General features: G+C 70.7%; 24 protein-coding genes and 2 pseudogenes. 13 read left to right on the forward strand and 13 right to left on the reverse strand.

Annotation, left to right across the window (positions count from 1 at the left end; all coding sequences use genetic code 11):
• The first annotated feature begins 1 nt into the window (after position 1).
• Both efeU and ACZ5XS_RS17875 read left to right on the forward strand, forming a co-directional pair.
• Entirely contained in the window at positions 2-874 is an 873-nt protein-coding gene (gene efeU, locus ACZ5XS_RS17870; protein ID WP_468652279.1) for an iron uptake transporter permease EfeU, read from the forward strand.
• Positions 834-1,835, forward strand: coding sequence for an SCO2278 family lipoprotein (locus ACZ5XS_RS17875; protein ID WP_468652280.1), 1,002 nt, complete (start codon positions 834-836; stop codon positions 1,833-1,835). The genes efeU and ACZ5XS_RS17875 overlap by 41 nt, the downstream gene beginning before the upstream one ends.
• Before the next feature lie 15 nt (positions 1,836-1,850).
• Here the strand turns inward: ACZ5XS_RS17875 and ACZ5XS_RS17880 are convergent, their stop codons facing one another.
• Positions 1,851-2,495, reverse strand: a complete 645-nt coding sequence (locus ACZ5XS_RS17880; protein ID WP_468652282.1) for a CatB-related O-acetyltransferase — start codon at positions 2,493-2,495, stop codon at positions 1,851-1,853.
• 41 nt (positions 2,496-2,536) lie between these two features.
• Entirely contained in the window at positions 2,537-3,271 is a 735-nt protein-coding gene (locus tag ACZ5XS_RS17885) for a bifunctional DNA primase/polymerase (RefSeq protein WP_468652284.1), read from the reverse strand.
• Between the two features lie 170 nt (positions 3,272-3,441).
• On the opposite strand from ACZ5XS_RS17885, the gene ACZ5XS_RS17890 reads away from it, so the two are divergent.
• Positions 3,442-4,308, forward strand: a complete 867-nt coding sequence (locus ACZ5XS_RS17890) for a glycerophosphodiester phosphodiesterase (protein ID WP_468652285.1) — start codon at positions 3,442-3,444, stop codon at positions 4,306-4,308.
• Here ACZ5XS_RS17890 and ACZ5XS_RS17895 read toward each other — a convergent pair.
• From ACZ5XS_RS17895 to ACZ5XS_RS17910, 4 genes are all read right to left on the reverse strand, one after another.
• The gene (locus ACZ5XS_RS17895; protein WP_468652287.1) at positions 4,278-4,895 is read right to left on the reverse strand and encodes a TetR/AcrR family transcriptional regulator; all 618 of its coding nucleotides are present in this window, start codon (positions 4,893-4,895) and stop codon (positions 4,278-4,280) included. The two genes, ACZ5XS_RS17890 and ACZ5XS_RS17895, sit on opposite strands and share 31 nt — an antisense overlap.
• 211 nt (positions 4,896-5,106) lie before the next feature.
• Positions 5,107-6,090 carry a small ribosomal subunit Rsm22 family protein gene (locus ACZ5XS_RS17900; RefSeq protein ID WP_468652288.1) on the reverse strand — a complete coding sequence of 328 codons (984 nt, stop codon included), beginning with the start codon at positions 6,088-6,090 and terminating at the stop codon, positions 5,107-5,109.
• 75 nt (positions 6,091-6,165) lie between these two features.
• The gene (locus ACZ5XS_RS17905; RefSeq protein WP_468652290.1) at positions 6,166-7,341 is read right to left on the reverse strand and encodes a serine hydrolase domain-containing protein; all 1,176 of its coding nucleotides are present in this window, start codon (positions 7,339-7,341) and stop codon (positions 6,166-6,168) included.
• Positions 7,293-8,588 carry a multidrug effflux MFS transporter gene (locus ACZ5XS_RS17910; RefSeq protein ID WP_468652292.1) on the reverse strand — a complete coding sequence of 432 codons (1,296 nt, stop codon included), beginning with the start codon at positions 8,586-8,588 and terminating at the stop codon, positions 7,293-7,295. Before ACZ5XS_RS17910 ends, ACZ5XS_RS17905 begins: the two co-directional genes overlap by 49 nt.
• Before the next feature lie 87 nt (positions 8,589-8,675).
• On the opposite strand from ACZ5XS_RS17910, the gene ACZ5XS_RS17915 reads away from it, so the two are divergent.
• A complete protein-coding gene (locus tag ACZ5XS_RS17915) occupies positions 8,676-9,716 on the forward strand; it encodes a Gfo/Idh/MocA family protein (protein WP_468652294.1) in 1,041 nt (346 codons plus the stop codon).
• Here ACZ5XS_RS17915 and ACZ5XS_RS17920 read toward each other — a convergent pair.
• On the reverse strand, positions 9,703-11,343 hold the full coding sequence (locus tag ACZ5XS_RS17920; RefSeq protein WP_468652296.1) for an alkaline phosphatase D family protein: 1,641 nt from the start codon (positions 11,341-11,343) through the stop codon (positions 9,703-9,705). The genes ACZ5XS_RS17915 and ACZ5XS_RS17920 overlap by 14 nt on opposite strands.
• Before the next feature lie 145 nt (positions 11,344-11,488).
• Between ACZ5XS_RS17920 and ACZ5XS_RS17925 the strand changes: the two genes are divergently transcribed.
• The gene (locus ACZ5XS_RS17925; protein WP_468652298.1) at positions 11,489-12,277 is read left to right on the forward strand and encodes an SDR family oxidoreductase; all 789 of its coding nucleotides are present in this window, start codon (positions 11,489-11,491) and stop codon (positions 12,275-12,277) included.
• Between the two features lie 237 nt (positions 12,278-12,514).
• Here ACZ5XS_RS17925 and ACZ5XS_RS17930 read toward each other — a convergent pair whose 3' ends face one another.
• Positions 12,515-13,531, reverse strand: coding sequence for an aldo/keto reductase (locus tag ACZ5XS_RS17930; RefSeq protein WP_468652300.1), 1,017 nt, complete (start codon positions 13,529-13,531; stop codon positions 12,515-12,517).
• Positions 13,532-13,626: 95 nt separating this feature from the next.
• A complete protein-coding gene (locus tag ACZ5XS_RS17935) occupies positions 13,627-13,953 on the reverse strand; it encodes a nuclear transport factor 2 family protein (RefSeq protein ID WP_468652302.1) in 327 nt (108 codons plus the stop codon).
• A gap of 142 nt (positions 13,954-14,095) precedes the next feature.
• On the opposite strand from ACZ5XS_RS17935, the gene ACZ5XS_RS17940 reads away from it, so the two are divergent.
• Both ACZ5XS_RS17940 and ACZ5XS_RS17945 read left to right on the forward strand, forming a co-directional pair.
• On the forward strand, positions 14,096-14,653 hold the full coding sequence (locus ACZ5XS_RS17940) for a DoxX family protein (RefSeq protein ID WP_468652303.1): 558 nt from the start codon (positions 14,096-14,098) through the stop codon (positions 14,651-14,653).
• A gap of 53 nt (positions 14,654-14,706) precedes the next feature.
• Complete coding sequence (locus tag ACZ5XS_RS17945; RefSeq protein ID WP_468652304.1) at positions 14,707-15,102, forward strand: MazG-like family protein; 396 nt, start codon at positions 14,707-14,709, stop codon at positions 15,100-15,102.
• Here the strand turns inward: ACZ5XS_RS17945 and ACZ5XS_RS17950 are convergent.
• A pseudogene (locus tag ACZ5XS_RS17950) lies at positions 15,099-15,952 on the reverse strand (NAD(P)-binding protein). The gene ACZ5XS_RS17945 and the pseudogene ACZ5XS_RS17950 sit on opposite strands and share 4 nt — an antisense overlap.
• 254 nt (positions 15,953-16,206) lie before the next feature.
• Here ACZ5XS_RS17950 and ACZ5XS_RS17955 point away from each other — a divergent pair.
• Complete coding sequence (locus ACZ5XS_RS17955; protein ID WP_217240641.1) at positions 16,207-16,620, forward strand: VOC family protein; 414 nt, start codon at positions 16,207-16,209, stop codon at positions 16,618-16,620.
• Between the two features lie 471 nt (positions 16,621-17,091).
• Entirely contained in the window at positions 17,092-18,153 is a 1,062-nt protein-coding gene (locus ACZ5XS_RS17960) for a sugar ABC transporter substrate-binding protein (protein WP_468652420.1), read from the forward strand.
• Positions 18,154-18,399: 246 nt separating this feature from the next.
• On the opposite strand, the gene ACZ5XS_RS17965 is transcribed toward ACZ5XS_RS17960, so the two are convergent.
• Entirely contained in the window at positions 18,400-19,425 is a 1,026-nt protein-coding gene (locus tag ACZ5XS_RS17965; RefSeq protein ID WP_468652306.1) for a hypothetical protein, read from the reverse strand.
• A 649-nt stretch (positions 19,426-20,074) separates the two neighbouring features.
• Between ACZ5XS_RS17965 and ACZ5XS_RS17970 the strand changes: the two are divergent.
• Positions 20,075-20,615 (forward strand): annotated as a pseudogene (locus ACZ5XS_RS17970) (hypothetical protein); the annotation flags it as partial.
• Positions 20,615-20,926, forward strand: a complete 312-nt coding sequence (locus tag ACZ5XS_RS17975; protein ID WP_468652308.1) for a hypothetical protein — start codon at positions 20,615-20,617, stop codon at positions 20,924-20,926. The pseudogene ACZ5XS_RS17970 and the gene ACZ5XS_RS17975, both read left to right, overlap by 1 nt.
• A 164-nt stretch (positions 20,927-21,090) precedes the next feature.
• Here ACZ5XS_RS17975 and ACZ5XS_RS17980 read toward each other — a convergent pair whose 3' ends face one another.
• Entirely contained in the window at positions 21,091-21,630 is a 540-nt protein-coding gene (locus ACZ5XS_RS17980; RefSeq protein ID WP_468652310.1) for an ATP-binding protein, read from the reverse strand.
• Positions 21,631-21,777: 147 nt separating this feature from the next.
• Between ACZ5XS_RS17980 and ACZ5XS_RS17985 the strand changes: the two genes are divergently transcribed.
• Both ACZ5XS_RS17985 and ACZ5XS_RS17990 read left to right on the forward strand, forming a co-directional pair.
• Complete coding sequence (locus tag ACZ5XS_RS17985) at positions 21,778-22,704, forward strand: helix-turn-helix domain-containing protein (RefSeq protein WP_468652311.1); 927 nt, start codon at positions 21,778-21,780, stop codon at positions 22,702-22,704.
• The gene (locus ACZ5XS_RS17990) at positions 22,701-22,916 is read left to right on the forward strand and encodes a DUF397 domain-containing protein (RefSeq protein ID WP_468652312.1); all 216 of its coding nucleotides are present in this window, start codon (positions 22,701-22,703) and stop codon (positions 22,914-22,916) included. The genes ACZ5XS_RS17985 and ACZ5XS_RS17990 overlap by 4 nt, the downstream gene beginning before the upstream one ends.
• 471 nt (positions 22,917-23,387) lie before the next feature.
• On the opposite strand, the gene ACZ5XS_RS17995 is transcribed toward ACZ5XS_RS17990, so the two are convergent.
• A complete protein-coding gene (locus tag ACZ5XS_RS17995; protein ID WP_468652313.1) occupies positions 23,388-23,540 on the reverse strand; it encodes a transposase in 153 nt (50 codons plus the stop codon).
• Positions 23,541-23,609: the final 69 nt, after the last annotated feature.

Raw genomic sequence — 23,609 nt, forward strand, 5'->3', positions numbered from 1 at the left:
CGTGTTCTCCAACTACCTGATCGGCCTGCGCGAGGGGCTGGAAGCCAGCCTCGTCGTCTGCATCCTCATCGCCTACCTGGTCAAGACGGACCGCCGGGACGCGCTGAAGCCCATCTGGATCGGCATCGGCGTCGCGGTCGCCCTGGCCCTCGGCTTCGGCTCCGCGCTGGAATTCGGCTCCCAGGAGCTGACGTTCGAGGCGCAGGAGGCGCTCGGCGGCACCCTGTCGATCCTCGCGGTGGGCCTGGTGACGTGGATGGTGTTCTGGATGCGGCGCACCGCCCGGCACCTCAGGTCGGAGCTGCACGGCAAGCTGGACGCCGCGCTGCAGATGGGCACCGGCGCCCTGGTCGCCACCGCCTTCCTCGCGGTCGGCCGGGAGGGCCTGGAGACCGCCCTGTTCGTGTGGGCGTCGGTGCACGCGGCGAGCGACGGCACCCCGCGCCCGCTGGTCGGCGTCGGTCTGGGCATCGCGACGGCGGTGTTCCTGGGCTGGCTGTTCTACCGGGGCGCGGTGCGCATCAACCTCGCCAGGTTCTTCACCTGGACCGGCGGCATGCTGGTCGTGGTGGCGGCGGGCGTGCTGGCGTACGGCGTCCACGACCTCCAGGAGGCCGACCTGGTTCCGGGCCTGACGAACAAGGCCTTCGACATCACCGGCACCATCCCCCCGGACAGCTGGTACGGCACTGTCCTCAAGGGCGTCCTCAACTTCCAGCCCGACCCGACGGTCCTTCAGGTCACGGTGTGGCTGCTGTACTTGGTCCCGACGCTCGCGCTTTTCCTCGCCCCGGTAGGGTTCGCCTCCGGGAAGGGGAAGGTGAAGGAACCTGATGAGCCAGGATCGCGGCCCTCGAAGGCTCCGCAGTCTTGACCGGAGCGCACTGATAGCAGCCTCAGTGACCGCTTTGTCGCTGACGGCGAGCGGATGCATGGTGGTGCACGGGGAGCGGGAGGTGCTTCCCGCGGCCACGCAGGCGGAGGCCGCCAAGGCACTCCAGCAGTTCACGAACGCGTACAACGAGGCCGACAAGGAGTACGACAGTTCCCTGGACGCGGACTTCGTCACCGGCGCCCTGGAGGACATCGACCGGGCCAGGCTGAAGGCGGGCGCCGCGAACAACCCGGACGGCAACCCGACGCACACCGAGCTGACCCTGACGGACGCGAAGTACACGATCCCGAAGAAGGCGGGCTGGCCGCGCTGGTTCCTCGCCGACGCGGCCGGCAACAAGGGCGGCACCTCGCGCTGGCTGCTCGTGTTCACGCGGGGCGGCCTCGACGAGCCGTGGCAGGTGGCGTATCTGACGCTGGTCGCACCGGAGAAGGTGCCGGAGTTCAAGAAGGACGCGGACGGCTTCGCCGAGCCCGTGCCCGTGAACTCGACCGACGTGGCCGTGGCGCCCGGGAACCTGAGCAAGGACTACACCTCGTACCTCAGGACCGGCGGGGACGGCTTCGCCGACGGCCTGAACACCGACCAGTGGCGTACGGCCCGCAAGAAGAACGCGAAGAAGCCGGGCCTGGTCACCCAGTACATCGACGAGCCCCTGACGAGCGGCGCCTACGCGCCGCTGGCGCTGCGTACGAAGGACGGCGGGGCGCTGGTGTTCTTCACCACGCACCACTACGAGAAGCAGACGGCCGCTCAGGGCACGTCGGTGCCGACGCCCAACAAGGACGTCCTCGCCCTGACCACCGGTGAGATCAAGCAGTCGCTCACCATGCAGTTCGTCTCCAACGAGGTGGCGCTTGACCCGGCGAAGGGCTCGGGCGACCAGAAGGTGGCGGTGCTGGGCCGGATCCAGGGACTGACGTCGGCGCAGGGTGAGTAGGAGCGGCCGGGACGCCTACGCCGGCCCGGGGGCGGCGGCTTCCAGGTCGTCGACGCTGCCCGACATGATCGTGCGCACATGCCCGGTGATGTGCTCGGCCGGCCAGTCCCACCAGGCCACGGCCAGGAGCCGGGCGATGTCCGGCTCGCCGAAGCGCATGCGGATCAGGCGGGCCGGGTTGCCGCCGACGATGCCGTAGTCGGGTACGTCGGCGGTGACCACGGCGCCGGTGCCGATGATCGCGCCGTGTCCGATGCGTACGCCCGGCAGCACTGTGGTGCCGTGGCCGAACCAGACGTCGTGGCCCACGACGGTGTCGCCGCGGCCGGGCAGGCCGGTGAGCAGGTCGAAGTGCTCGGCCCAGGAGCCGCCCATGGTGGGGAAGGGGAAGGTCGAGGGGCCGTCCATGCGGTGGTTGGCGCCGTTCATGATGAACCGGGTCCCCGTGCCCAGGGCGCAGAACCTGCCGATGATCAGCTTCTCCGGCCCGTAGTGGTAGAGCACGTTCCGCGTCTCGAACGCGGTGGGGTCGTCCGGGTCGTCGTAGTAGGAGTACTCCCCCACCTCGATCAGCGGCGACGTGACCAGCGGCCTGAGCAGCACCACCCGCGGCTGCTCGGGCATCGGGTGCAGCACGGCCGGGTCGGGGGGTAACGGCATGGCAGGCGGTCCCTTGCGGCGGTTCCTGGCGGAGGCGGGGCTCAGCGGCGCGTGGGCCAGGCTGCGTTGGCGTGGTCGGATTCCTCGCCGATGTAGCGGGCGCAGGCGTCGGTGAGGACTTCCAGGAGGGTCAGCGGGTCGGGCAGGGGGTGCTCCAGGCCGCGGATCCAGTACACGGACCGGTCGTCACCGGGCAGCCGGGCGGGCGGGACGAGGACGTAGGAGCCGCGGCAGTGCCAGCGCAGGCCGGGGTGCTCGTCCATCGTCTCGGGGTGGCAGTCCAGCTCGCACGGCCACCACTCGTCCTCGTCCTCGGGGGTGCCGCGGGTGAGGGTGAAGAAGAGCAGCCGGTCACCGCCGCTCTCGGCGACCGGGCCGACCTCGATGCCGGACTCGAGCAGCCGCTCCAGCGCTTCGCGTCCGACCTCCAGCGGCACGTCGAGGACGTCGTGCACCATGCCGGTCGCGGTGATGAAGTTGGCCTGCGGCTGGTGCCGGGCCCAGCGTTCGATCTGCCCGCGGTCGGTGGTCGACTGGGTCTGCCAGGCGAACGACACGGGGTGCCGGGCCGGGGTGGGACATCCGACGCGGTCGCAGGAACAGCCGTAGCCGGGGGCGGGATACGCGGCGGGCGCCAGCGGCAGCCCCACCTCGGCGGCGGCGAGCAGCAGGGCCTCACGGCCGTCGTCCCCGACGGCCTCCTTCGGGCGGCGTCCACGCAGCCATTGGGAGATTTTGCCCTGCCGGCCGGTACGACCGCCGAACTCCGCGCTCATCTATCCCCTCGCCTCGCTGTCGTGCGGAACAGCATGCCCTATGGTCCCACTTTCCCGCGCTTCGGGGGGCCGGAGCCGACAACCGGGATGGCTGGGGCGAGACGGGCCCGTCACCGGGATCGAGTGTCATTGCGCGCTTTGTCATGATTTACGCCCCTACCGTGGTCGGCATGGTCACATGGATCACGTTGACCGGTCTGGCCTCCGCCGCTTCCGTGGTCTCGCTGACCCTCACGGGGCCGACGGCCCCGCTGGAGTGGGGCGCCGGGCCGCTGACCGTGGACTCGCTGCCCCGCGTGACGTACGTCGCTCATCGCGGCGGAGCCCGTGAGGTGCCCGAGAACAGCATGTCGGGGCTGATGGCGGCCTACCGGCGCGGTACGGCCCAGGTGCTGGACCTCGACACGCAGATGCTGCGCGACGGCACGCTCGTCGTGCTGCACGACCCCACCCTGAACCGCACGACGTTCCTCGGCGGCGAGGTCCGCGGGCTGAGCGCGCCGGAGTGGCAGGGGGTGCGGCTGCGGCCGCGGGCCTCGCTGCCCGGGAGCTGGCGGTCGGAACGCCCGCCGACGGTGGCCGAGGTCCTGGACCGCCTCGGCGGACGGATCGTCCTGATGCTGGAGGCGAAGGACCCGCGCGGCCTCGACGGGCTGGCCGGGCTGATCCGCGCCCGGGGCCTGACCCGCTCCGTCTTCGTCAACTCCAACGATCCCGAGGTGGCCCGGCGGACCCATCGTCTGGGTCTGCTCTCCCAGCTGTGGCGCACGGCCGGGCAGCTGCGGCGGGACCGTCCCGAGCGCTGGCGCCCCTTCGTCGACCTGCTCGACGTCGACCACCGGGCGCGGGACGCCGACATCGCGCGGGCGGTGCGCTCCGGCATCCCCCGCGTCTGGGCGCACACCGTGCTCACGCCCGCCCAGCGGGACCGGGCCCTGGCGCTGGGCTGCGACGGGATCGTCACGGACGCGCCGGGGCGGCTGGCACGGCGGCCCGCCCGGAAAACTCACCCGGGCGCGAGTCCGTGGAGGGCGTAGTCGACCAGGGTGTCGGTGTACTCGTACGAGATCGGGCCGGTGTACTGCAGCCAGCGCTGCGCCAGCGGGGAGACGAAGAGTTCGAGGGCGATGCGCGGGTCGATCCCCTGGCGGACCTGCCCCGCCTCCTGCGCGGCGCGCAGCCGGTCCACGTACAGCTGGAGCGACGGTTCGAGGAGCTTGCCGACCATGACCCGGCCGAGCTGCTCGTCGACCACGCCCTCGGCGGCCAGGGCGCGGGACGGGGCGTCGAACCGGGGGTCCTGGAGCTGGTCGACGGTGGCCCGCAGCACGGCCTTGAGGTCGGCGGCGAGGTCGCCGGTGTCCGGGATGACGTACACGTCCTGCGGGTCCGCCTCCCGCGCCGCCTGTTCGCTCAGGTCGAGGAACGCCTCCAGCAGCACGTCCGCCTTCGACGACCACCACCGGTAGATCGTCTGCTTGCCGACGCCGGCGCGGGCGGCGATGCCCTCGATGGTGGTCCTGGGGTAGCCGACCTCGGCGACGAGCGCGAGGGCGGCGTCGTAGATGGCGCGGCGGGACCTCTCGCTGCGGCGGGCGGTGTCGGGGACGGGCTGCTTGACCATGTGCCGACGGTAGCAGGCAGATGAGACGGCCCGTCTCGTCGGGCGCCCTTGTCCCGCCCCCGCCGCCCCCAAACCCCCGCTCCTCAAACGCCGGAGGGGCTGGATTTTCAGCCCGTCCGGCGTTTGAGGACGAGCGCGAAGCGCGACACGGGGGTCTGGGGGCGCAGCCCCCAGGGACGGGACGGGAAGGGGCGGCGGGGGCGAGACAAGCTCACGGCGGCCAGGGGTCGCCCCAGTCCGTGTCGCGGGCCGCCTTGTACAGGTCCCCGTGGCGCTTGGTGACCGTACGGCGGGACAGGTGCTCCTCGGGCTCGCACAGGTCCAGAAGCACCTGACCCTTGCGGATCTGCGGCCGCCGCACCACGCGCGAGGCCGCCGGAGCAGCGGGGAAACGGGCAGCCGCGACGTACGCGAACTTCTCGTCCTCGTACGGGAGGGAGCCGCCCTTGACCTGCCGGTGGAGGGAGGAGCGGCTCACCCGGGCCGAGAAGTGGCACCAGTCCTCACCCGGGACGATGGGGCAGGCGGCACTGTGCGGACAGGGCGCCGCCACCCGGAATCCGGCGGCGATCAGACGGTCGCGGGCCTCGATGACGCGGGCGTAGCCGTCGGGGGTGCCGGGTTCGACGATGACGACGGCCCGGGCGGCGTGCGCGGCGGCGTCGACGAGCGCGACCCGGTCGGGGGCGGTGAGCTCGTTGAGGACGTACGACACGGTGACCAGGTCGGTGCTGTCGAGGGTGAGCGCCGAGCCGATGCGGGCGCGCTGCCAGTGCGCGGTGCGCAGCGCCGGGTTGGTGGCGGCGATCTCCCGGCCGAGGGCGAGCGCGGGTTCGGCCCAGTCGAGGACGGTGACGGGTCGCTCGCCGGGCCAGGTGGCGCTGACGGCCCAGGTCGCGGCGCCGGTGCCGCCGCCGACGTCGACGTGGCTGCCGGGTGCCCAGTCCGGGGCGGCCTGCGCGAACGCCTCCAGCGCGGAGCGCACGGCCTCGAAGGTGGCGGGCATCCGGTAGGCGGCGTAGGCGGCCACGTCGGCGCGGTCCCGGAGGATGGGGGCGTTGGTGGGGGTGGCGCCCCGGTAGTTGCTGATCAGCCGGTCGACGGCCTGTGCCGCCTGCCGGGGCGGGAGGCCGTCGAGCAGGGCGGCGAGGGCGGTGCGCAGGGTTTCGGCGGCCGGGGGTGCGGGGGCGTTCACCCGGCGATTCTATGGGCGCCGCGTGTCGGTGCGGGCCTTGCCGGGGGCTCCGCGGTCGGACGGACAGGCGCCCGCCTACGTCTCCCGTACCGCCCGCGCCACCCACGTCGCCGCCCTCGCCCGCGGTCTGCTGTCCGGGGGCCGTCTTCGGGGATGGACCGTGTTCGCCAGCAGGACCAGGAACGTGTCCGTCGCCTGGTCCATCACCAGCGAGGTTCCCGTGAAGCCCGTGTGGCCCGCCGCTCCCCTGCCCGCCAGCTCCCCCATGAACCAGGGCTGGTCGAGAGCGAAGCCCAGGCCCGGCGGGGTCAGCATCAGTTCCACGAAGTCCGGGCCGAGGATGCGGGCGGGGCCGTATGCGCCGCCCGCGAGTAACGCACGGCAGAAGACGGCGAGGTCCCGGCCGGTCGAGAACAGGCCCGCGTGGCCGGCCACGCCGCCCAGCGCCCAGGCGTTCTCGTCGTGGACCACGCCCCTCAGCATCCCCCGGTCCGCCTTGGCCCACGGCCTGCGCTGGTCCTCCGTGGCGGCCGCGCCGGGACTCGGGCCGAAGCCGGTGGACGTCATGCCGAGGGGGCGGGTGATGCCGTCGTGGACGAGGACGTCGAGGGTGCGGCCGGTGATGCGTTCCAGGACGTGCTGGAGCAGGAGCAGGTTCAGGTCGGAGTAGGTGTAGGTGCCGGGCACGCCCATCGGGGGCTCCGCCCGCAGCATGGCCAGGCGTTCCGCGTCGTCGGCACGCTCGTACAGGGGGAGGTCGGGCCGCAGGCCGGAGGTGTGGGTGAGCAGCTCTCGTACGGTGATGCCGTGCTCGGCGGCCGCCCGGAAGTCCGGGAGGTAGGCGCCGACGCGGGCGTCGATGCCGAGCGTGCCCCGCTCGATCTGCTGCACGGCCGCGACCGACGTGAACAGCTTGGTGAGGGAGGCCAGGTCGAAGGGGGTGTCGACGGTCATGGGAACGCGGGCCTTGCGCGGCAGTTCCACGCCCTGGTCGGTCGCGGGGTCGTACGAGGCGTACCGGACGGCCCAGCCCGCCGCCTCCTCCACGGCGATCACCGGGCCGCGTCCGGCGACCACGACGGCACCCGCCGCCCAGGGGCGCTCGCCGGCGGTGAGGTCGTGGACGTGCTGGACGAGGTGTCGGAGTTCCTCGGGGTCGAGCCCGGCCCGTTCCGGGGTGTCGCTGCGCAGTCTCGGCGCGCTCAGCTCTCCGCTCCCTCCGCGCTCGCACGTCTGTTCCAAGGACGGCACATAACCACGAAGCAGGCACCCGCCACCAGTACGGCACCCAGTTGGACGAGTGCCATCGGTACGGCGGTGTCCTCGCCGGCGATCCCGACCAGCGGTGCCGCGACCGCGCCGATGAGGAAGGACGAGGTGCCGAGCAGCGCGGAAGCGGCGCCGGCCGAGTGCTCGACACGCATCAGGGCCAGTGCCTGGGCGTTGGGCATGGTCAGGGCGATCGCGGACATCACCAGGAACAGTCCGGCGGCGATCGGGACGAGCCCCACCTCGCCGAACACGCCCGCCGACATCAGCAGCAGCGCGGTCGCGGCGACCCCGAGCAGGACGAGGCCGACGGCGAGCACCTTGTCGAGGCTGACCCGGCCGACCAGCAGCTTTCCGTTGATCTGCCCGGTGATCACCAGCCCCACGGAGTTGACGCCGAACAGCAGGCTGAAGGTCTGCGGGGAGGCGCCGTAGATCTCCTGGACGACGAACGGCGACGCCGAGATGTAGGCGAAGACGACGACGAAGGCGAAGCTGCCGGTGAGGACGTAGCCCGAGAAGACACGGTCGGCGAGCAGGGCGCGCATGGAGCGCACGGCCTCGCCGAAGCCGCCGCCGTGCCGGTCGGCCGGTGCCAGGGTCTCGGGCAGCCGCAGCCAGACGAGGACCGTGAGCGCGGCCCCGATGACCGTCAGCACCACGAACACCCCGCGCCAGTCCGTCACCCGCAGGATCTGCCCGCCGACGAGCGGCGCCGCGATCGGGGCGACCCCGGAGATCAGCATGAGGTTGGAGAAGAAGCGGGCCATGGCCACGCCGTCGTACATGTCCCGTACGACGGCCCGCGCGATCACTATCCCGGCCGCGCCGGCGAGGCCCTGGGCCAGCCGGAAGGCGACCAGGAGCTCGACGGTGGGCGCGAAGGCGCACACGGCGGTGGCGGCGACGTAGATGACGAGTCCGACGAGCAGGGGGCGTCTGCGGCCCCACTTGTCGCTCATCGGGCCGACCACTATCTGTCCGAGCGCCATGCCGATCAGGCAGGCGGTGAGCGTGAGCTGGACGGTCGCGGCGGTCGCGTGCAGGGAGTCGGTGACCTCCGGGAGCGCGGGAAGGTACATGTCCATGGCCAGCGGGGGCGTGGCGGTGAGGCCGCCGAGGACGAAGGTGACGAGCAGGCCGGTGCGGCGCACCGCCCGGACCGGGATGTCCGTGCCGGGTGCCGCTGCCTGTGACGTGTCCGGTGTCGACGCCCCGTGCTCGGGCATGTGCCCCTCCCTCTCCGAGTGATCCGCCGCCTATGCTCTCAGCTCGTACAGAGTGCCGAGGTGCGGTGAAGCGAGGGTGGGGCCGGGATGACGGAGCAGAAGGTGCGCTGGGGGATCCTGGCGACGGGCGGGATCGCGGCGGCGTTCACCGCCGACCTGGTGGATCTGCCGGACGCGGAGGTCGTGGCGGTGGCCTCGCGGACCGAGGAGTCGGCGAAGGCGTTCGCGGAGCGGTTCGGCATCCCGCGCGCGTACGGCGGCTGGGAGGCGCTCGCGCGGGACGAGGACGTCGACGTCGTGTACGTCGCCACCCCGCACTCGGCACACCGCGCGGCCGCGGGCCTGTGTCTGGAGGCCGGGCGGAACGTCCTGTGCGAGAAGGCGTTCACGCTGAACTCCCGCGAGGCCGAGGAACTGGTCGCGCTGGCGAGGAAGCGCGGGAGCTTCCTGATGGAGGCCATGTGGATGTACTGCAACCCGCTCATCCGGCGCCTCGCCGACCTGGTGCGGGACGGCGCGATCGGCGAAGTACGCAATGTGCAGGCCGACTTCGGGCTTGCCGGTCCCTTCCCGCCCACCCACCGGCTGCGTGACCCGCAGCAGGGCGGCGGCGCGCTGCTCGACCTCGGCGTCTACCCGGTGTCCTTCGCCCACCTGCTGCTCGGCGAGCCGTCGGACATCGCGGCACGCGCCACCCTGTCCGACGAGGGCGTCGACCTGCAGACGAGCGCGCTGCTCTCCTGGGACGGCGGCGCGCTCGCCTCGGTGCACTGTTCCGTCATCGGCGGCACGGCCACCACCGCATCCGTCACGGGCTCGCTGGGCCGCATCGACATCCCGTACGGCTTCTTCCACACCGACCGGTTCGTGCTGCACCGCGACGGCCGCGACCCGCAGGAGTTCGCCGCCGACCCGGCGGACGGTCCCCGGGGCAGCCTCCGGCACGAGGCCCTGGAGGTCATGCGCGCCCTGCGGGCCGGCGAGACCGAGTCCCCGCTCGTCCCGCTGGACGGCACCCTCGCGGTGATGCGGACGCTCGACGCGATACGGGAGCGCGTCGGCGTCCGCTATCCCGGCGAGGACCCGGTGGAGCCGGTGGAGCCGGCGGCCGGGCTCACGCCGGCGTGAGCCCCTGCTCCCCCACCTGGGTCACGAAGGACGCGGCCGTCGCGATCGGCGCCCCGGGCCTGGTCACGTACGGCACGCTTCTGAAGTCGGCCCGGGCCCGCTCGCGGCCCAGCTCGACGGTCACGTAGCCGCGCAGCCCGTTGTAGAACTTCATGTGCGGGTTGGCCCGGGTGTACGTGTCCCAGGTCGCGGGCTTGTCGGCGCCGTCCCGGCCGCTGGAGATCGACGATCCGACGATCTCCGTGCCCAGGGTGCGGGAGGCGGGGTCGTCGAAGTCGTCCTTGATGTCGTAGGCGTACGCGACGTGCACGTCACCGGTGAGGACCATCAGGTTGTCGATGCCGGCCGCCTTGGCCCCGTCGAGGATCCGGCGGCGCGAGGCCCGGTAGCCGTCCCAGGCGTCCATCGACAGCCGTGCCGGGTCGGTCAGGTCGAGCTTGCGCTGCGAGAAGTTCACCTGCTGCGGTACGACGTTCCACAGGGCCCGTGAGTCGCGCCAGCCGTCGAGCAGCCACCGCTCCTGGGTCTCGCCGGTCATCGTGCGTGCCGGGTCGTCGATCTCGGGGCCGGGCAGGTCGAGGCCGTCGCCGTAGGCCTGGTCGGAGCGGTACTGACGGGTGTCGAGGACGTCGAACTGGGCGAGCCGGCCCCAGTGCAGACGCCGGTAGAGCCGCATGTCCGGTCCCGCGGGCTGCTGCGGGCGGCGCAGCGGCTGGTTCTCCCAGTAGGCGCGGTAGGCGGCGGCGCGGCGCAGCAGGAACTCCTCCGGCGGGACGCTGTTCTCGGGGATCTCGTCGGCGTAGTTGTTCTCGGTCTCGTGGTCGTCCCAGGTGACGACGAAGGGGTGCGCGGCGTGCGCGGCCATCAGGTCGGGGTCGGACTTGTAGAGGGCGTAGCGCAGGCGGTAGTCCTCCAGGGTGACCGTCTCGCGGTTGAACACCGCGGGGAGGGTGCGGTCGGTGTAGTTCCGGTAGCCGCCCACCGAGTTGACCGCGTACTCGTACAGGTAGTCCCCGAGGTGGAAGACCACGTCGACGTCCTCGGCGGCGAGATGGCCGTACGGGGTGAAGTAGCCGTCGGTGTACGCCTGGCAGGACACGGCGGCGAAGGTGAGCGCCGAGGTGCGGCTGCCGGGGGCCGGTGCGGTGCGGGTGCGGCCGACGGGGCTGATCCAACTGCCCGCGCGGAAGCGGTAGTAGAAGACGCGGCCGGAGGCGAGGTGGGCGACCTCGGCGTGGACGGTGTGGTGGAACTCGGGGTGTGCCACGGCCGTGCCGCGTCTGGCGATCCGGCGGAATCTCTCGTCGTGGGCCACCTCCCAGTGGACCAGGACGCGTTCGGCCGGAAGTCCGCCGTCGGGCTGGTACGGGGCGGGGGCGAGCCGGGTCCACAGGAGCACGGAGTCGGGCAGCGGGTCGCCCGATCCGACGCCGAGGGTGAAGGGGTTCTCGGTGATCCTCGCGGCGTCGAGCTCGGCGGCGCTCGCCGTGCCGGCGGCGGGCAGGTTCACGGAGAACGCGAGCGCGGCGGCCGCGCCGGTGACGGTCAGGAAGCGGCGGCGGTTCACGTGGCGGGCGACGGCGCGAAGTTCGGGGGCGTGCTGTGACGGGTGGGTGTCGAGTGTCATCCGGTCCTCCCCTGACTGGTGAGTGCAGGAGCCATTGGAGTGGCCGGGGACGACATCCGATTGGCACGTACACAACACTCAGATGGCGGACGGATGAGTTCCGTACGGCGGCCCCCGTCCGGCCCCTCCCGTACGCTGCGGGCCCATGAATGCCATGCGAACTGCGAAGGATTCGAGGATCGCGGTGGTGACCGGCGCCGGCTCCGGCATCGGCCGCGCGGTCGCCGTGGAGTTGCTGCGAGCGGGCTGGTCGGTGGCGCTGGCGGGCCGCCGGACGGAGACGCTGGAGGGGACGGCGGCGCTGGCGCCCAACGGCACCGAGGGCGCCGCGGCCGCCGCGATCGCCGTACGCACCGACGTTTCACAGCCGGACGACGTGGCCGCGCTGTTCGCCGCCACCGTGGACCGCTTCGGGCGCGTCGACCTGCTCTTCAACAACGCGGGGACCTTCGGGCCGGGCGGGGTGCCCGTCGAGGAACTGCCGTACGACGCCTGGCGGCACGTGGTGGACACCAACCTCAACGGGGCGTTCCTGTGCGCGCAGGCGGCGTACCGGCAGATGAAGGAGCAGGACCCGCCGGGCGGCCGGATCATCAACAACGGCTCCATCTCCGCGCACACACCCCGGCCGCACTCCGTCGCCTACACCGCGACCAAGCACGCGCTGACGGGGCTGACCAAGGCACTGTCCCTCGACGGGCGCCCGTACGGCATCGCGGTCGGGCAGATCGACATCGGCAACGCGGCGACCGACATGACCGAGCGGATGCGGACCGGGGCGCTTCAGGCCAACGGGGAGATGGCGCCCGAGCCGGTGATGGACGTCGCCGACGTCGCGCGGACCGTGCGGCACATGGCGGAGCTGCCGCTGGAGGCGAACGTGCAGTTCGCGACGGTACTGGCGACGACGATGCCGTACGTGGGCCGCGGCTGAGCACAACCTGCACAACCGGAATTCGAGACTCCGCACCATAAGTGCCGGTGGAAGCCTTATGCTCTTCATCTCCTCCACGAGAGCTTCACACTTGGAGGAACCGGATTCCACAACCGCACCCGAGGGGGGTGGCGGCAGCCGTTCCACCGCGTCGGGTGGGGGTGGATCCCGCGAGGGGCTGCGGGGTACGCACCGATGCGCGGAACGGCTGCCGCGTCGATCCGCCGGAGCGGCAGCTCACCGCCCGAGGATGCGCTCGACCTCCGCCAACTGCTCCGCGGTGAGCGGCCCCTTCTCGATGGCGCCCGCGTTCTGCTCGGCCTGGGCGACCGAACGGAAGCCGGGAATCGGGACCGTGCGCGGGCTGCGCGCCCACAGCCAGGCGAGGGCACCCTGGGCGGGCGTACGGCCGCCGCTGGTGAGGACGTCCCTCAGCGCGTCGACGCGGGCGACCCAGTCGGGAGCGGCACCGGAGCCCTCCTCGAACCCCTGCAGCCACTCCGGCGGACGGCTCCTGATGTCACCGGCCTCCAGGGCCCCGTGCCGCTTGCCGGTCAGCAACCCCATGGCGAGCGGGCTGCGGTTGATGCTCGCCAGGTCCAACTCCTCGCACAGCGCGAGCATGTCGGGCGCGTCCTGCAGCACGTTGATCGCGTGCTGCACGGCCGCACAGTGCTCCCCCTCCGCGAACACGGCGGCACGGGCCGGGTCGTCGGTGCTCCAGGCGTACGCCCGGATCAGCCCCTCCCGCACGAACTCCTCGCAGGTGTCACGCAGTTCGGCGGCACGCTCCGGGTCGGCGTCCGAGAGGTGCAGCTGGTAGAGGTCGACGTGGTCGGTGCCCAGGCGGGCGAGGGATGCCGTCAGGGCCCGGCGGGCGTAGGCCGGGGTGTCGTCGCCGCCCGTGAGCGTGCGGGTGGCCTCGTCGAAGACGTTGCCCCACTTGGTGGCGAGGACCACGTCGTCCCGGCGCTTGCCGAGCGCCCGGCCGAGGACGCGCTCGCTGTGCCCGGCGCCGTAGGTGTCGGCGGTGTCGAAGAAGGTGACGCCGAGATCGAGGGCACGCCGGACCGCCCGTACGGACTCCTCGTCGTCGACCTTGCCCCAGCCGAGCGGCTGCCCGTCCGCGTCCTGCCATTCGCCGCCGATCGCCCAGCAGCCGAAGCCGAGGGGGCTGACCTCGATGCCGGTGCGGCCCAGTGTCCGGGTGGTCTGCGCGCTCTGCGTGGTCTCAGTGGACTGCGTGGTCTCCATGGCGTAGCACGCTAGGAGTTGGAGTGCACTCTAGGGCAAGGGGTTTCTGCGAGGGGCTTCTGCGAGGGGTTTCTGCGAGTTGCCGTACGAGGCTTTCAGGCCTGACCGGTCTCGAAGCGGGAGATCCTGCCGTCGTCCTCGACCGTGAAGCTCCACCGGGTGCGCATCTCGCCCCAGGTGTCGTTGCTGTAGCGGGCGAGGAGGGCACGGCCGCCCCAAGACTCGTTGTCGACCTCCATGTGGCCGTGCGAGGTGAAGATCTCACGGTCGATCCACTCGTCGAGGTCGCGGTCGGCCCCGTCGTCCGCCATGGTCGCGCCAGGGGCGAGAAGCTTCACGAAGGCCTCGCGGTCGTGGGCGTTGACGGCGGTGACGAAGGCGCGGACGGCCGGGTCGCTCAGCTTGGCTGTCTGAATCGTCATGGCAGTCAGAGTCACACCGCCGTCGCGGGAGCGCCACCCGAACGGCACGGCGGGCGGAGCCGGGGGGTGTGAGGGGTGCGACGGTGGAAACGCGTGGGGTGTTCCTACCTCTTCACCTCTTCTGTCAGTACCGGGAGTCATCGTGAGCTCTTACGACCGACGTGATCTGGGCCTGCTGCTGCTCCGGCTGGGCGCCGGCGGAGTGCTGGCCGCGCATGGCACGCAGAAGCTGTTCGGGTGGTTCGGCGGACACGGACTGGAGGGCACCGGCCAGTTCTTCGAGTCCGTCGGCTACGCGCCCGGGAAGCAGAGCGCCGCGGCGGCCGGGCTGGCCGAGGCCGGCGGCGGCACCCTGCTGGCCCTGGGCCTGGCGACCCCGGCGGCCGGTGCGGCGGCGGCCGGTGCGATGGCGGGTGCGGCCGCGGTGCACACCCCGAACGGCTTCTTCAACCAGAGCGGCGGCTACGAGTACGCGGCGTCCCTGGGCCTGACCGCGGCGGGCCTCGCCGTCGCCGGCCCCGGCCGGCTTTCCCTGGACCACTCGCTGCGGCACGCGGTCAACCGCGGCTGGATGGTCCCGGCGGCGTTCGCGGCGACCGGACTGGTGACGGCACTGGTCGTGGGCGCGCGGAACCGGCGGCTGCGGAAGACGGAGGAGGGCGAGCAGCAGGCGCTGTTCGAGGAGACGTTCGACGAGTGACGAGGAGGGACATGGGGCCTGGTGTTCCGCGGGCAGCGTGACAGGCTTCCCGCATGACTGATCAGGCCACCTCTCCCCCGACGACTGCCGAAACGACCGCCGAAACGACCGCGGAATCGACCGCGGACCTGTGGAGTTCCATCGACGCGCTGTGGACGTGGCTGGAGGCGAACCGCCCGATCGACGGCGACCAGGACGGCCTGCTGCTGCGCATGCTGAAGCTCTCCGAGGAGGTCGGGGAGGTCGCCCAGGCGGTGATCGGGGCGACCGGCCAGAACCCGCGCAAGGGCGTCACCCACACCTGGGACGACGTCCAGGGCGAACTGTGCGACGTCGTGATCACGGCCCTGGTGGCCCTGCGCACGCTCACCCCGGACACCCGCGAGGTCTTCGCCCGCCATCTGGCCCGCGTGACGGAACGCTCCCTGGGAACGGCCCCGGCGCCCTAGGGAAGCCGCCCGCTCCGGTCGGCGTCGACGAGGACGTCCTCCGTACCGCCCTCCGCGCGCCGGCGGGCGAGCAGTTCGTGAAAGACGACGGGCCCGTCGCCGAACTGTTCGCTGCGCTCCCGGGGGCGCCCCTCGTTGTTGTAGTAGCCCGGGGTGCACTCGACATGGAACCGGAACCGGTACTGGTCGGGTGCCTTCTCGCGGATCGTCGCCACCCAGGCCGCCTCGGCATCGGCGCTGGGCTCGACGCACCGCGCACCGCGCCTGCGCGCCTCGGCGACGACGGCACCGATGTGGGTGGCCTGTTCGTCGAGGACATGGACGAAGTTGACCGCGGCGGCGTTTTGCAGCGACCCGAGCTGGAAGAGGTTCGGGAAGCCGTGGGTGCACAAGCCGTGGAGGGTACGCGGGCCGCCCTCCTTCCACCGGTCCAGCAGGGCGACACCGCCACGTCCATAGGCCGGCAGCTGCCCGGACACCAGTCCCGACACCCCGACCGCGAAGCCGGTGGCGAAGATGACGCAGTCGACGTCGTACTCCGTGCCACCGACGACGACACGTACGCCTCGATGTCGCAGTGGATGCCGGGGTACCGGTTCCAGTACCAGGTGCCGCCGAAGTCCCCGCCCTTCTCGATCAACCGGACCGACGCGACCCCGGCCTGCCGCAGCCGAGCCCCGGCGAGCAGCCCGCCGAACCCACCACCGACGACCACCGCCTCGACCCGGTCGTGCAGCGGCTGCGGCGTGAACTCCCGGTCGGCGTAGGGGCCTTCGTCGTACGAGCCCAACTCGCCGCTGGTGACGCGGTACCGAGCGCGGCCGTCGGGCCGGATGCGGCGGTCGTTCATGTCTCTTCTCTCCTCGGTCGGGGAGGACGGGACAGGGGCAGCTGAGAGGCACTCAATCGAACTGACCTGACGGTTCCCTGACAGCTTCCGGCCAATCGAGCGGTCGGCCGTACCGAGGCCGTGCCCCTGTCGACGACGCGACGCGACGCCGCTCGACGCCCACACGCCGGGCCGTTGTCAGGGGCCCGCGCTAGTCTGCGTCCGTCCGACAGTTCAGCTCATTTCGAGCATTTCGATCACTTCGGGAGGTATTGATGGCCTCACGCCTCAACCCGTATCTCAGCTTCGACGGCGACGCCCGGCAGGCGATGGAGTTCTACAAGGAGGTCTTCGGCGGCACCCTCAAGCTCAACACCTACGGGGAGTTCGGCCAGCCGGGCACCCCGGACGCGGACAAGATCATGCACGGCATGCTGGAGACGCCGAGCGGCTTCACTCTGATGGGCGCGGACAACCCGCCCGGCATGGAACACACGCCGGGCAACACCTTCTCGGTGAGCCTCAGCGGCGACGACGAAACCGAACTGCGCGGCTACTGGGAGAAGCTGTCCGCCGGCGGTTCCGTCTCCGTCCCGCTCGACAAGCAGATGTGGGGCGACGTGTTCGGCATGTGCACGGACCGCTTCGGCATCCCGTGGATGGTCAACATCGTCCAGCCACAGGGCTGACGGAGCCCCACCGGGACGACCGCGCACGCCTGAATCCCCGGGTTCCACCGACTGAACCGTCGACGGAACCCGGGACCGGATGACTTGGATTTGCCGAGAGTCCGGAGCGGCGGCGACCGGCAGCCAAGACTGAGCTGTCACCGACCGACAAGGCGGACCGACAAGGTGGACCGGCAAGCAGGCCCGGCAAGGCAGACCGACAAGTGCACGTCATCCGCCGGAACTTGCAGGACGAGCGCCGACGGGCCTGGCGCTGACGGGCCTGGCGCCGACGGGTGTTACACATGATTGCTGTTGCGATCTCGTTAACTGGAACCCTTGACGCTGAACGCGCTTACGCGTTGGCTTTCACCACCTGGTCACCAGGCTGCTCTCTAGCCCCGGAAGGCACCTGCAGTGAACGCTTCACCCATCCTCCGCTCCGCCGCACGTCGTTTCCCCCTCGTCGTGGCCGTTTCCACCTCGACCCTGATGCTCGCCGGGTGCGGCGCCATCGAGGGCATAGCCGGGAGCAGCAGCTCCGTGAGCCCGAAGAAGGGCGACGACATCACGGTGGGTCTCCTGCTGCCCGACAAGGACACGAGGCGCTTCGAGAAGTTCGACTATCCCCTCATCAAGGAAAAGGTCGCTTCCCTCACCAACAAGAAGGGCACGGTCCGCTACGCCAACGCCGGCGCGAGCGCGGCCAAGCAGAGCCAACAGTTCCAGCAGATGATCGACGCCAAGGTGGACGTGATCCTGGTGGACTCGGTCGACGCCAAGGCCATCGCGTCGGACGTCCAGAAGGCCAAGGACGCGGACATCCCCGTCATCGCCTACGACCGGCTCGCTCAGGGCCCGATCGACGCGTACGTCTCGCACGACAACGAGCTCGTCGGCCAGGTGCAGGGCCGCGCCATCGTCGGGGCACTCGGCGAGGAATCCAAGACCAGCAAGATCGTCATGATGAACGGCTCGCTCGCCGACCCGAACACGGCCCTCTTCAAGCAGGGCGCGCTCAGCGAGCTGGACGGCAACGTCATCATCGCCAAGCAGTACGACACCAAGGAGTGGCTGCCGTCGGTCGCCAAGGCGAACATGGCGAAGGCGATCCAGACCCTCGGCCTCGACAACATAGCCGCCGTCTACTCGGCGAACGACGGCATGGCGGGCGCTGTCATCGAAGCCCTGAAGGAGGCCGGAGCGAGCAAGATCCCGCCGGTGACCGGCCAGGACGCGGATCTGGCCGCGCTCCAGCGGATCGTCTCCGGCGAGCAGTACATGACCGTCTACAAGCCGTTCCTGCTGGAGGCGCACAACGCGGCGGAGCTGGCCGTGGCCAAGGTCCAGGGCCGCTCACTCGAGTTCGACGCGCTGACCCCCGACGCCGTCGACAGCCCGACAGAGAAGGACATCCGGTCCAACCTGGTCCCGGTGGTCGCCGTCACGAAGGACAACATCAAGGAGACGGTGATCCGGGACGGCGTCTACACCGTCAAGGACATCTGCACTCCCAAGTACGCGGCGGACTGCGCGGAGATCGGGCTGAAGTAACGAAGGCCAGGAAGACAGCTCCTCGGCGAAGACGTCGAGGAGACCTTGCCTGGTCGGAGGTGAGTCCCGCCTCCCTCACACAGGCGGCTGCGGCGCGCGCGGCCGCCTCCGGGGGCGAGAACTCGGCGTCGAAGTCGGCTCACCTGCACCGCCCGTACCGCCGACGCCCCGCTGGAAAGCACACCCTCACCACACCGCCGAACCTCGAACGTCCACCCGCACAAGTCCTCACCGCCGTTACCCGGCTCAGGCGGCCGAGTCGACGGGTTCGGCCTCGTGTCGGCCGTGGCGTTCCCTGCACTCCCGGCAGAGTGCGTGCGGATCCTGCGAGCGGAAGGCGCGTTCACAGCCGTCGCAGGTGACCAGCGGTACGGGTTGCGATGGGGACGTCACCGTCGCCGTACGGGCAGGTCCCGGCGGCAACGGCGGTGGGAGAAGGGTGGTCAGGCGGTATTCGAGGAGCCGGGCCGGATTGCGGATGAGCTCGGCCTCGGACGGAAGGCCCGCGGTGAGCGTGCGGGTGATCTGGTCCGGCGTCGCGGAACGCGCTAGCCAGGACTCGACAGCGGGCGCGAGCCGCTGAACGTCCCGTTCGGACAACAACAGCCGGGCGTCGGCGAGACGTAGCCGCGCAAGCAGGTCGGCCGCCGGTCCGTCGGGCAAGGTCACGGGTTCGGGGCAAGCGTTCCTCGTACGTACAGAAGTCGTCGGTGAGTCAGGCCGCGAGCCCTCCGCCAGACCCTGAACAGCCACCGGCGCCGGAGCAGGAGCAGGAGCAGGAGCAGGACGAGGCTCGGCCTCATCCTGCGAGGCGGGGGACGGGGCAGGCGCGGCGACAGCCTCCGACCCGCTGCCCCGCACCGAGGCTCGAACGGCCACCCCCGGACGATCGAGAAAGAACGTACGCGTGGCGATACGGCCACCCCCGAGCGGCACCCGGCGGCGGACGAGATACCCGGCCGCCTCCAGCTCGCGCAACGCCCTGCCGATCGTCACCTCGCCCTCCGGGAAGCGCAGGGTGAGCGCCTTGATGGTGACCGAGGCACCATCCGGCAGGGACTGGATGTGGACGCCGATACCGATCGCCGTGGCGGAGAGGCGGGGGTGCTGGGCGAGGTGGTTGCCGACGACGGTGTAGCGCTCGGTGTGGCGGTGCCGTACGTGGAGAACTCCGGCGCGGGGCGCGTCCGGCGGGAGTTCCGGAGGCGCGGGCGGCGAGTGCTCGGGCGACGGGTACGCGGGCAGGGCCGCGTTAGACTGCGGATCAGCCATTGGGAAGCTCGTATCTTCCTGGTTGGTCAGGCCCTCGCCGGGATTGCAGTCCTGCCGGGGGCCGTTCTCTGTTTGCGGTTGTGTGCGGCGACCGTACCCCACCCGCGCGACCCACTGACGGTCCCATCACTCGAACGAGTGGCGCCCCAACTCGCGTACGCCCAGGCCGGGTTTGGTGGGTCTGGTTGTTTCCCCAAAGGCTTTAAAGAACGTCGCGCACGACCGAGTCGCGGGATCCCGCGTGCCGGTACCGAGCTGGGCAGATAACCCGTCACCGGCCCGTCAACGCTCCAACGCCCCTGCACGCGAACCAGGTTGTGCGCAACTGGCCAAGACGGTGTGCGAACCAGCCCCCGGGCGGAGTGGCGAGGTTCCGGTACGCGTCACTCCAATGGCATGATCGATTGGCCGTTCGAGGTGACGGGCTTGGAGGGGGAACAGGTTGTCTTTCGACGAGGAATGGGCCCAGTTGAAGGCCGACGCCCTGGCGCGTCAGCAGACCGGCATGCAGATCGATCAGCTGCCGGCAGACAGCGGCGGCGGGGCCGTCGCCCGGCTACCGGTTCCCTGGTCGCCAAGGCCGAGTCGATCAATGGCAACGCGAATCTGCTGATCGAGATCACGGGTTTTCTCCATGAGGGTCGGCCCGTGGATAGCGGCCAACAAGGAGATCATCAAGGCCGCGGCACGGAATTCGGGGCTGCCGCCGGACATGGTCGCCGGAATCGCGTGGCAGGAGGTCGGCGGACAGCCCGGCATCCTGGACGACATGACCGACACCATCCGCGAACAGGCGGACTCTCCCTTGAGCCCCATCGCTCCTGAGAGCCTGCCCTGGCGACTCGGCGGTGACCCGGACAACACGTCCATGGGCCCCATCGCCATCCAGGTGCGACGGGGCGCCGAGGTCCTCGGTTACGACCCCGAACACCTCACCGACCAGCAGCGCGGCACGGTGGAAACAGCCCTGCAGGACCCCGCGCAGAACATCTTCATCGCTTCGGAGTACCTGGCCCAGCTCGGCGGAGAGCGAGTTCGCCGATGTGCCGGCCGAGGAGATGACACCCGCCCAGTTCCAGGAGCTCGCCGCGCGTTACAACGGCGGGCCGTACTGGGAGACCGACGACGCCCAGTCATACGGGCGTGGGTTCGCGAACAATCTGGACGAGGCAAGGAACGCACTGCGCTGATGACCAGCCCTTCCCACGTGGACGACGACCGCGGCTGCCTCCGCGTGGTCCTCGCCGTACCCCTCACCCTGCTCACCCTCATCGCCGCGTACTTCTGCTGGACGGCCCTGACCATCACGCCGTCCGGCACCTGGGACGACGATGCCTACGCCGGAATCGTTATGTCGTGCGTCGTCACCATCGCGGCAGCCGGAGCCGCGGCGGCGCTGTGGCTGGTGCCTTCGGTGCGCAGGGCCATGCCGTGGTGGTGGATACTTCCCGCCCTGCTGTTGAGCGTGGTCGCAGCAGCGCGATGGGCGGTGGGCGGTTAGGCCCACCGTCGCGTGTGGCATCCGCCCGGACAGGTTCACCGCCCGAAGACCACGACGCGTCCGACCACGCCGACGCCACCTGGATGCGCTCCAACCGGACCGTCCGCTTCCAGCAGGTCGGCACATCGTCAGGCGGCACGAGAACGATCGGCTTCGAAGCCGTGCTAACCGGCGCTCATACCGTTCGCCGCAGCAGCGGTTCTCCCAGGAAGAACGTACTCCGCCCAGACAGTCTTGCCCGGACCGTCGGAGCGCGATTGCCAGTCCCAGCACGCAGCCAGATGCGATACGAGGAGCAACCCGCGGCCCGTCTCTTCGCCACGAGCGATGTCGGCGACGGCGGGACGCCGAGGGACGCGTTCGGCGCGAGTGTCGGTGACCTCGACACGAACTGTGCGGCTGTCGGCCGGCGCGTACACGCGGAGGTGGAAGTCGCGACCGGCAACGTGGCCGTGCCGCACGGCGTTCGCGGTCAACTCGGCCACGATCAGCACGATCTCGTCGTGGGGTGCTGCGTCGTACGGGATGCCCCACGCGTCCAGGCGTACGGCCGTCAGTCGGCGTGCGAGTCGGGCACCGCGGGGTGTGGAGGTGAAGCGCATCTCGAAGGTGCGGTCGCCGCGCGCTTCGGAGGCGGAGATCAAGTACGGAGTGTGAGGGGTGAGTTGAGCGGGGGCGGTGGGGCTGTCGGGCTTGGTCGTCATGCCGTTAACGGTCCCGTTGGTGGCGTAGCGTGACCAGTGGTGACGCACCGACGCTGACCGGCTGTACGCGCGGTGTCGGTACGAGTACGAGGCGCGCGGCGTTACGGCGTTCCCTGCGGGGACGTTGGGCCGGGGAGGCGGTGGTCGATGACGGATGTTACGGCGAGTACGGCGACGGGGGCCGAGGGGACGCCAGTCAGTGACAGCGAGGCGGTCGTAAGTCTCGCGGACGGTTGGGAGAACGACGACGGGGGCGGACAACGGCCGGAAGGTGATGCCGGACGCGGCGTCGTCACGGCGTTCGGGCAGACCATGAAGACGCTGCGGGTGCGTGAGGGCATGGAGCGGGAGGAGTTCGGAAGGCAGCTCGGCTATTCGGCGTCCACGATCGCGTCGTTCGAGCAGGGGCGGAGGATTCCGTCGCCTCGGACGATCGAGCGGGCGGATGAGCTGCTGAGGGCGAGCGGGTTGCTGTGCCTGTGGAAGGAGCAGGTGGAGCGGGCCCAGTATCCGGCGTTCTTTCAAGGGATGGCGGCCTTGGAGAAGGAGGCCATTGAGCTGCTGTCGTACGACGCCCTTGTGGTCAAGGGGTTGCTCCAGACCGAGGAGTACATGAGGGCGCTGCTTGACATGCGTCGTCCGCCACTGGACCAGGAGACGATCGAGCAACGGGTGGCCGCACGGCTGGCCCGACAGGACATCTTCGACCGGCGGCCCTCGCCGCTGCTGAGCTTCGTGATGGACGAGTCGGTGTTGCGGCACCGGTACGGCGGAAAGGAAGTGCTGCGGGGTCAGTTGGAGCACCTCCTCCTGATCGGGCAGAAGCGGAACGTCGAAATCCAGGTTATGCCGACCGAGTGCGAGGACAACGCGGGCGTGAACGGGCCGTTCACTGTCGTCAGGCGCAAAGACGGCAAGGCCTTCGTGTACGCCGAGGCGGAGGGAACCAGCACCCTTCAGACCGACCCCGAACGGGCGGGTCTCGCCGCCGCCCGCTATGGGATTATCCGATCACAGGCTCTCAGTCCGCGAGAGTCACTGGAGTTCGTCGAAGGGTTGCTGGGAGAGCTATGAACAACGCTGGGTCCTCGACCGACGCCTCCGGCCTCGCCTGGTTCAAGAGCAGCTACAGCGGAACTGAGGGCGGCGATTGTGTAGAGATCGCGGCTGCTACGGCAGTTGTGCACGTCCGGGACTCCAAGGCCGCCGCCGGGCCCGTCGTTACGGTGTCGCGGGAGGCGTGGTCGGGGCTCGTCGGGTTGGCCTCGTCGAGGCGGGGCGTATGACGCTCGTACGACCGCGAGAGCCCTGCCGGTTCCTGTGGACGGCAGGGCGCTCGTCCAGGCGGGGTGTCTAGTCAGCCGTCGGCGTCTCCTCCTCGGCGCCGACCTGCCGGTCACTCTCCCCGGGCGCGCCAGGACCGCGCTCGCTCAGGCACGCGGGGGGCAGTTCGGAACTGGTCCACCCCGACGGGACAGTGGTCATAACGGGCGGGCGTTAAAAAACGTGCACTGGTGGACTGGGCACCAGAGGTCAAGGGACACGTGCATCCGATTTCGCGAGGACGTGACGCCCGTTGAGTCGAGGAAGGTTACTTCGGAGGCCGCCGATCAACGGGTCCGCCTCGGCTACTTCACCCACAGGACCATGCAGCATTTGAACATCATGCTCCATGACCAGTTCCTTGTTGTCCCGCTTGAGCTGAGCATTCTCCCGCCGCGGCCGCTCCAGCTCGCCACTCACCGGCCGGCGCCGTCTCAGCTCGGCGGGCCCGCGACACGGCTGGCCAGGGAGGTCTCGTTGATGCACAGGTCCTTCGCGACCTCGGCGATCGGCTTGCCGGTCTCCGTCACAATGCATACGGCCCCCTCGCAGAACTCCGGATCGAACGTCCGTCGCTTCTCCGCCATGACTCCCAACTTCCCCTGCAGTCACGGCCTTCGCACGACGAGGGAGCGACACACCCGACCGGCAACGCG

This window comes from Streptomyces sp. NPDC033131 (assembly GCF_055578365.1).

Bases quoted from the DNA above. Each gene is read 5' to 3' on its own strand.
- ACZ5XS_RS17875 (WP_468652280.1), top strand. From the start codon at position 834: ATGAGCCAGGATCGCGGCCCTCGAAGGCTCCGCAGTCTTGACCGGAGC.
- ACZ5XS_RS17880 (WP_468652282.1), bottom strand. From the start codon at position 2,495: ATGCCGTTACCCCCCGACCCGGCCGTGCTGCACCCGATGCCCGAGCAG.
- ACZ5XS_RS17885 (WP_468652284.1), bottom strand. From the start codon at position 3,271: ATGAGCGCGGAGTTCGGCGGTCGTACCGGCCGGCAGGGCAAAATCTCC.
- ACZ5XS_RS17890 (WP_468652285.1), top strand. From the start codon at position 3,442: ATGGTCACATGGATCACGTTGACCGGTCTGGCCTCCGCCGCTTCCGTG.
- ACZ5XS_RS17895 (WP_468652287.1), bottom strand. From the start codon at position 4,895: ATGGTCAAGCAGCCCGTCCCCGACACCGCCCGCCGCAGCGAGAGGTCC.
- ACZ5XS_RS17910 (WP_468652292.1), bottom strand. From the start codon at position 8,588: ATGCCCGAGCACGGGGCGTCGACACCGGACACGTCACAGGCAGCGGCA.
- ACZ5XS_RS17915 (WP_468652294.1), top strand. From the start codon at position 8,676: ATGACGGAGCAGAAGGTGCGCTGGGGGATCCTGGCGACGGGCGGGATC.
- ACZ5XS_RS17920 (WP_468652296.1), bottom strand. From the start codon at position 11,343: ATGACACTCGACACCCACCCGTCACAGCACGCCCCCGAACTTCGCGCC.
- ACZ5XS_RS17925 (WP_468652298.1), top strand. From the start codon at position 11,489: ATGAATGCCATGCGAACTGCGAAGGATTCGAGGATCGCGGTGGTGACC.
- ACZ5XS_RS17930 (WP_468652300.1), bottom strand. From the start codon at position 13,531: ATGGAGACCACGCAGTCCACTGAGACCACGCAGAGCGCGCAGACCACC.
- ACZ5XS_RS17935 (WP_468652302.1), bottom strand. From the start codon at position 13,953: ATGACGATTCAGACAGCCAAGCTGAGCGACCCGGCCGTCCGCGCCTTC.
- ACZ5XS_RS17945 (WP_468652304.1), top strand. From the start codon at position 14,707: ATGACTGATCAGGCCACCTCTCCCCCGACGACTGCCGAAACGACCGCC.
- ACZ5XS_RS17955 (WP_217240641.1), top strand. From the start codon at position 16,207: ATGGCCTCACGCCTCAACCCGTATCTCAGCTTCGACGGCGACGCCCGG.
- ACZ5XS_RS17960 (WP_468652420.1), top strand. From the start codon at position 17,092: ATGCTCGCCGGGTGCGGCGCCATCGAGGGCATAGCCGGGAGCAGCAGC.
- ACZ5XS_RS17965 (WP_468652306.1), bottom strand. From the start codon at position 19,425: ATGGCTGATCCGCAGTCTAACGCGGCCCTGCCCGCGTACCCGTCGCCC.
- ACZ5XS_RS17975 (WP_468652308.1), top strand. From the start codon at position 20,615: ATGACCAGCCCTTCCCACGTGGACGACGACCGCGGCTGCCTCCGCGTG.
- ACZ5XS_RS17980 (WP_468652310.1), bottom strand. From the start codon at position 21,630: ATGACGACCAAGCCCGACAGCCCCACCGCCCCCGCTCAACTCACCCCT.
- ACZ5XS_RS17985 (WP_468652311.1), top strand. From the start codon at position 21,778: ATGACGGATGTTACGGCGAGTACGGCGACGGGGGCCGAGGGGACGCCA.
- ACZ5XS_RS17990 (WP_468652312.1), top strand. From the start codon at position 22,701: ATGAACAACGCTGGGTCCTCGACCGACGCCTCCGGCCTCGCCTGGTTC.
- ACZ5XS_RS17995 (WP_468652313.1), bottom strand. From the start codon at position 23,540: ATGGCGGAGAAGCGACGGACGTTCGATCCGGAGTTCTGCGAGGGGGCC.